General features: G+C 64.0%; 4 protein-coding genes. 1 reads left to right on the top strand and 3 read right to left on the bottom strand.

Translation table 11 applies throughout. From position 1 onward, the window contains the following. Positions 1-34: 34 nt before the first annotated feature. Entirely contained in the window at positions 35-2,506 is a 2,472-nt protein-coding gene (gene gyrB / locus CN311_RS14635) for a DNA topoisomerase (ATP-hydrolyzing) subunit B (protein WP_097574503.1), read from the bottom strand. Between the two features lie 268 nt (positions 2,507-2,774). Between gyrB and CN311_RS14640 the strand changes: the two genes are divergently transcribed. Then, positions 2,775-4,145, top strand: coding sequence for a cytochrome P450 (locus tag CN311_RS14640; RefSeq protein WP_097574504.1), 1,371 nt, complete (start codon positions 2,775-2,777; stop codon positions 4,143-4,145). Here the strand turns inward: CN311_RS14640 and CN311_RS14645 are convergent. Next, the gene (locus tag CN311_RS14645) at positions 4,142-5,116 is read right to left on the bottom strand and encodes a complex I NDUFA9 subunit family protein (RefSeq protein WP_097574505.1); all 975 of its coding nucleotides are present in this window, start codon (positions 5,114-5,116) and stop codon (positions 4,142-4,144) included. The two genes, CN311_RS14640 and CN311_RS14645, sit on opposite strands and share 4 nt — an antisense overlap. Positions 5,117-5,308: 192 nt before the next feature. Next, positions 5,309-5,761: a DoxX family protein gene (locus tag CN311_RS14650; protein ID WP_097574506.1), complete on the bottom strand. Its 453-nt coding sequence runs from the start codon at positions 5,759-5,761 to the stop codon at positions 5,309-5,311. Positions 5,762-6,000: the final 239 nt, after the last annotated feature.

The following is a 6,000-nucleotide window of genomic DNA, read 5'->3' on the forward strand; positions in this document are numbered from 1 at the left end:
CGCGAGGGAGAGCAATCGTCGGCAGACGGATAGCTCAGATATCCAGATTGGCCACCGACAGCGCGTTGTCCTGGATGAATTCGCGCCTGGGTTCGACTTCGTCGCCCATCAGCCGCGAGAACAGACTGTCCGCGTCCGTCGCGTCATTGACCTTGACCTGCAGCAGCGAGCGCACGTTCGGGTCGAGCGTGGTTTCCCAGAGCTGCTCGGCATTCATTTCGCCAAGACCCTTGTAACGCTGCATGGTCAGGCCCTTGCGGCCGGTGGCAAAGACGGCGTTGAGCAGCGCCAGCGGCCCCGAGATGGTTTCTGTGACATCCTTGCGGCGCAACACCGGCGGCGTCCCGTACACTTCGGTCAGGCGTGGCGCATAGCGGTCGAGCTGGCGGGCGTCGGCCGAGTTGATCAGCCCGAGATCGAGCTGCGCGAACTCCTTGACGCTGCGCACCGTGCGCTCGAACACATAGCCACCGACCCCTTCGTTCGAAGTCGACATGCGGCCGGTCCAGCCGCGCTCGGTGTCCTCGGCGATGATGTCGAGGCGCTTGGCGACACGGTCGGCCATGGTGTTGGCGCGGCCGAGATCGGCAAGCACATCCGGGTTGAGCGCGCCGGCGATCGCCGCCTGCTCGACCACGCCCCTGTTATAGCGCGTGTGCAACCCGTTGATCAGCTGCCGCACCGCCAGCGCGTCGTCGATGGCGGCGCGCAGATCCTGCCCGGTCCGCACCTCGCCGGAGCCAAGCGAAAGCGAGGCTTCCTCCAACCCTGAATTGATCAGGAACTCCTCGAAGGCGCCTTCGTCCTTGATGTATTGCGAACTCTTGCCACGCGTCACTTTGTAGAGCGGCGGCTGGGCGATGTAGAGGTGGCCGCGCTCGATCAGTTCCGGCATCTGCCGGAAGAAGAAGGTGAGCAGCAAGGTGCGGATATGGGCGCCGTCGACGTCGGCGTCGGTCATCAGGATGATCTTGTGGTAGCGCAATTTGTCGGCATTGAATTCGTCCTTGCCGATCGAGGTGCCGAGCGCGGTGATCAGCGTGCCGATCATGTCGGAGCCGAGCATGCGGTCGAAACGCGCGCGCTCGACATTGAGGATCTTGCCGCGCAGGGGGAGGATGGCCTGGTTCTGCCGCGAACGGCCGCCCTTGGCCGAGCCACCGGCGCTATCGCCCTCGACGATGAAGATTTCGGACTTCGCCGGGTCGCGTTCCTGGCAGTCGGCCAGCTTGCCGGGCAGCGAGGTGACGCCGAGCGAGCTCTTGCGGGTGATGTCGCGCGCCTTGCGCGCGGCCTCTCGCGCTGCCGCCGCCTGGATCACCTTCTCGATCACCACCTTGCCTTCGGTCGGGTGTTCTTCGAGCCAGGTGCCGAGCGCCTCGTTGACCAGCCCTTCCACCACCGGGCGAACCTCGGACGAGACCAGCTTGTCCTTGGTCTGCGAGGAGAATTTCGGATCGGGAACCTTGACCGACAGCACCGCCGTCAGGCCCTCGCGGCAATCGTCGCCGATCAGCGAGACCTTTTCCTTCTTGGTCAGGCCCGAGGAATCGCCATAGCCGGTGATCTGGCGCGTCAGCGCACCGCGAAAGCCGGCCAGATGCGTGCCGCCGTCGCGCTGCGGGATGTTGTTGGTGAAGGCCAGCACATTCTCGTGGTAGCTGTCGTTCCACCACATCGCCACCTCGACGGTGATGCCGTCGCGCTCGGCCTTGATGGCAATAGGTTTGTCGATCAGCGGCTTCTTGACCCGGTCGAGATATTTGACGAACTCTTCCAGCCCGCCGTCATAATGCAGCTCGTGGCGCACGATGTCGGCATGGCGGGCATCGGTCAGCACGATGCGCACGCCCGAATTCAGGAAAGCGAGTTCGCGCAGACGGTGCTCCAGCGTGGCGAGGTCGAACTCGACCATGGTGAAGGTTTCGGCCGACGGAAAGAAAGTGATCTCGCTGCCGCTGCGCCCGTCATAGGTGCCTGGACGCTTGTCCTGCTCGTAGCTGCCGGTGACTTTCAGCGGCGCGTCGGCATTGCCATGCGTAAAGCTCATCTCGAAGATCTGGCCGTTGCGGCGGATCTTCAGCCGCAGCCAGGCCGACAGCGCGTTGACCACCGAGACGCCGACGCCATGCAGGCCGCCGGACACCTTGTAGGAATTCTGGTCGAATTTGCCGCCGGCATGCAGCTGCGTCATAATCACCTCGGCCGCCGAAATGCCTTCGCCGGTGTGGATATCGGTCGGAATGCCGCGGCCATTGTCGATAACTGTCACCGAACCGTCGGGGTTCAGCGTCACCGTGACGAGGTCGGCATGGCCGGCCAGCGCCTCGTCGATGGCGTTGTCCACCACCTCATAGACCATGTGATGCAGGCCCGAACCGTCGTCGGTATCGCCGATATACATGCCGGGCCGCTTGCGGACGGCGTCCAACCCCTTCAAAACCTTGATGGAATCGGCGCCGTATTCGGCCTCAGCGCCGTTGGCGTTGTCGATCTGGTCGCTCATGAAAACCTGTCTGATTGATGCCGCTGGTCCAGCGCGAGAATATGGCTGCGAATCGCGCCGCTTTAATGTCCTAGATATAGGCGCAAAAGGCGGATTTTCCAAGGTTTGCAGGCATTTCCGGCGGGAATCTCCGACCGGTCTTGGCAAGCTCCGGTCCGGCTCCGGCCGGCCGGTTCGGCGAACAGGCCGCGATGCGGCCGCCAGCCGTTCGGTCACATGGACGCCCGCCTTGCCAGCCACTACATTGATGTGACCAGCGGAGCACGCCATGGACAGTCAGCCCGCCCCCTTCGTCCCGCCAGCCCCGACGCCGCGCACGACGCCGCCGTCGACGCTGGAGATGATGCGCATCGTCTACCGCAACCCGCTCGAATTGTGGGGCGAGCACACCTACAACGAACCCTGGATATCGGTGACCGGTGTCGGCGGGCCCTTGGTCGTCGCCAACGATCCCGGCCTCATCCGCCACGTGCTGGTCGACAACGCGAAAAATTACAAGATGGCGACGGTGCGCCAGCTGATCCTGCGCCCGATCCTGCGCGACGGACTGCTGACCGCCGAGGGGGAGGTGTGGAAGCGTTCGCGCAAGGCGATGGCGCCGGTATTCACGCCGCGCCATATCTTCGGTTTCGCCGGGCCGATGCTGAAACGCACGCTGGAGTTCGTCACCCGCTACGAGGAAGGCGGCACGTCGGATATCGCCCATGACATGACGCTGCTCACTTACGATATTTTGGCCGAGACGCTGTTTTCCGGCGAGATAGCGGGCGAACCGGGTAGTTTTGCCAAGCAGATAGATCGCCTGTTCGAGACGATGGGGCGGGTCGATCCGCTCGACCTGTTGCGGGCGCCCGAATGGCTGCCGCGCCTGACCCGCATCCGTGGCCGCAAGACCATGGCTTATTTCCGTAAGATCGTCGCCGACACCGTCAAGCTGCGCGAAGAGCGGTTGAAGCGCGATCCGGACACGGCGCCGCAGGATTTCCTCACGCTTCTGCTGCGCGCCGAAGGCCCGGACGGGCTGACGCGCGCCGAGGTCGAGGACAACATCATCACTTTCATCGGCGCCGGCCACGAGACCACGGCGCGCGCGCTCGGCTGGACGCTCTATTGTCTGGCCGAAGCGCCTTGGGAGCGGGAAAAAATCGAGCGCGAGATCGATGCGGTGCTGGCGCGCGAGCCCGATCCGACGAAATGGCTCGACGCCATGCCGCTCACCCGCGCCGCCTTCGACGAGGCGCTGAGGCTCTATCCGCCGGCGCCGTCGATCAACCGCGAGCCGATCGAGCCCGAAACCTGGAACGGCCTCCATATCCCTCGGCGTGCCGCCGTGCTGGTGATGCCGTGGGTTGTCCACCGCCATCGCAAGCTGTGGGACAGGCCCGACGCCTTCATGCCGGAACGCTTCCATCCGGGAAATCGCGAAAAGATCGACCGCTTCCAGTACCTGCCGTTCGGCGCCGGGCCACGCGTGTGCATCGGCGCCAGCTTTGCCATGCAGGAGGCGATCATCGCGCTGGCCATCATGCTGTCGCGGTTCCGTTTCGACACCACCGCCGAGACCAGGCCCTGGCCGGTGCAGAAACTGACGACGCAGCCGCAGGGCGGCCTGCCGATGCAGGTCACGCGGCGCGTTTAAGCCGCGGACTTGCGCTGGAACTGGCCGGCGGCGCGGAAGCGCCAGAGATAGCTCGGCAGGATGGTTCCGATCGATTGCGGCTGGATGCCGAGGCCGGCAAGTGTCCGGCCCTCCTTGGCGGCCTTGTCGGAGACTATGTTGTGCTCGCGCAGTTGCAGCACCTGGTCCTTGGTCAACAGCGGATTGGGCAAAAGGCCGAGGACCGATGCCTTCATGTTCGCCAGCCACCACGGCACCGGCACCAGCAGCCGCCTGCGCTGGATTACGGCAAGCATTTCCTCCATGCACTCCTTGAAGGTCAGCACTTGAGGCCCGCCGAGCTCGTAGATCTGGCCGCCCTTGACCTTGCCCTCGACCGAGCGCGCCACCGCCTCGGCGACGTCGCCGACATAGACCGGCTGGAATTTGGTCTGGCCGCCGCCGATCAGCGGCAGCACCGGCGAAAGCTGCGCCATGTTGGCGAAGCGGTTGAAGAAGGCGTCTTCCGGCCCGAAATTGATCGACGGCCTGAAGATGACGGCATCCGCGATCGTCTCCAGCACCGCCTTTTCGCCGAGCGCCTTGGTGCGCGCATAGTCCGATTGCGAATTCATATCGGCGCCCAGCGCCGAAATATGGGTGAGGCTGGCGCCGACGGCGCGCGCCGCTTCGGCGACGGCGCGAGAGCCGAACTCGTGCACGGACGTGAATTTCTGCCGGCCGCTCTCATGCAGTATGGCGACCAGGTTGATGACGTGGTCGGCGCCTTGCACGGCACGATCGACCGACCAGCGCACCCGCACATTGGCCTGCACCGGTTGGATCTGGCCGACATTGCCGAGCGGTTGCAGATGACCGGCAAGATCGGGCCGGCGAACGGGTACCCTGATGCGGTAGCCGCGCTTGGCCAGAGCCCGCACGACATGGCGGCCGACAAAGCCTGAGCCGCCGAACACGACGACAAGCTTTGGGGTCTGCAGAATTTCGGTCATGGCTGGCTCCGGCGCGCTTTCCAGATTGGCTTGGCTGAAGCCGTTTCATAGTCCGTTTCGCGCCAAAGGCAAAGGGCGACGTGTCGTCGCCCATGCGCTTGGTTCAGAGCAATTCCAGGAAAAGTGTGAAGCGGTTTTCCCGGGAAAAGCGCGTAGCGCTTTCCCTAGGGAATTGCGTCTAACAAAGCCGGGTCAGAACGCCTTGCCGATGCGCGCATCGACCGAGTGGCGATTGCCGCCACGGATGACGAAGAACAGCAGGATCGCCGCCCAAAGCAGCGACTTTTCGGCGCCCGAAAATCCCTGGCCCATGGTGACCCAGTGGAACCACACGGTGACCAGGAGCACGAACAGCCCGGCAAAGGCGGCCGGACGGGTCAGAAAGCCGATGGCGATGAGGATGCCGCCGAAGAATTCGGTGCAGGCCAGAAGCAGCGACCAGAAGGCGCCGGGATAAAAGCCGAGACCCTCGACCATCTCGGCCGCGCCGAACGGATCGGTGATCTTTTGCGAGCCGTGGATGGTGAGGAAGATGCCGGCCACGACGCGCAGCAGTGTCTCGCCGGCATCATGCAAGGCCGAATACAGGCTGCCAAGGGCTGGAATGACGAGGCTCTTGCGGGAATTGTCGGTGGTTGCGGACATTGGGGCTCCTCTTATTGTGGTCCTCGCAAACGCCCGACGGGTTCGGCGATGTCAAATGAACAAAAGTTGACCACAGACTGAATGTTTTCCGCTTTGGTGTTGAAACGCAGAAAACCCCGCCGAAGCGGGATTTTCCGGGTAACATTCATGCGGCGTCAGGGTCCAACGAGGCAGCCTGACCTGAGACGGTATCAGCGCGGCGTCAGACGCCCGCCCCAGCCCTGACGACCGGATGCCAC

This window comes from Mesorhizobium sanjuanii (genome assembly GCF_002529485.1).
In the GTDB taxonomy this organism is placed as follows: Bacteria; Pseudomonadota; Alphaproteobacteria; order Rhizobiales; family Rhizobiaceae; genus Mesorhizobium; species Mesorhizobium sanjuanii.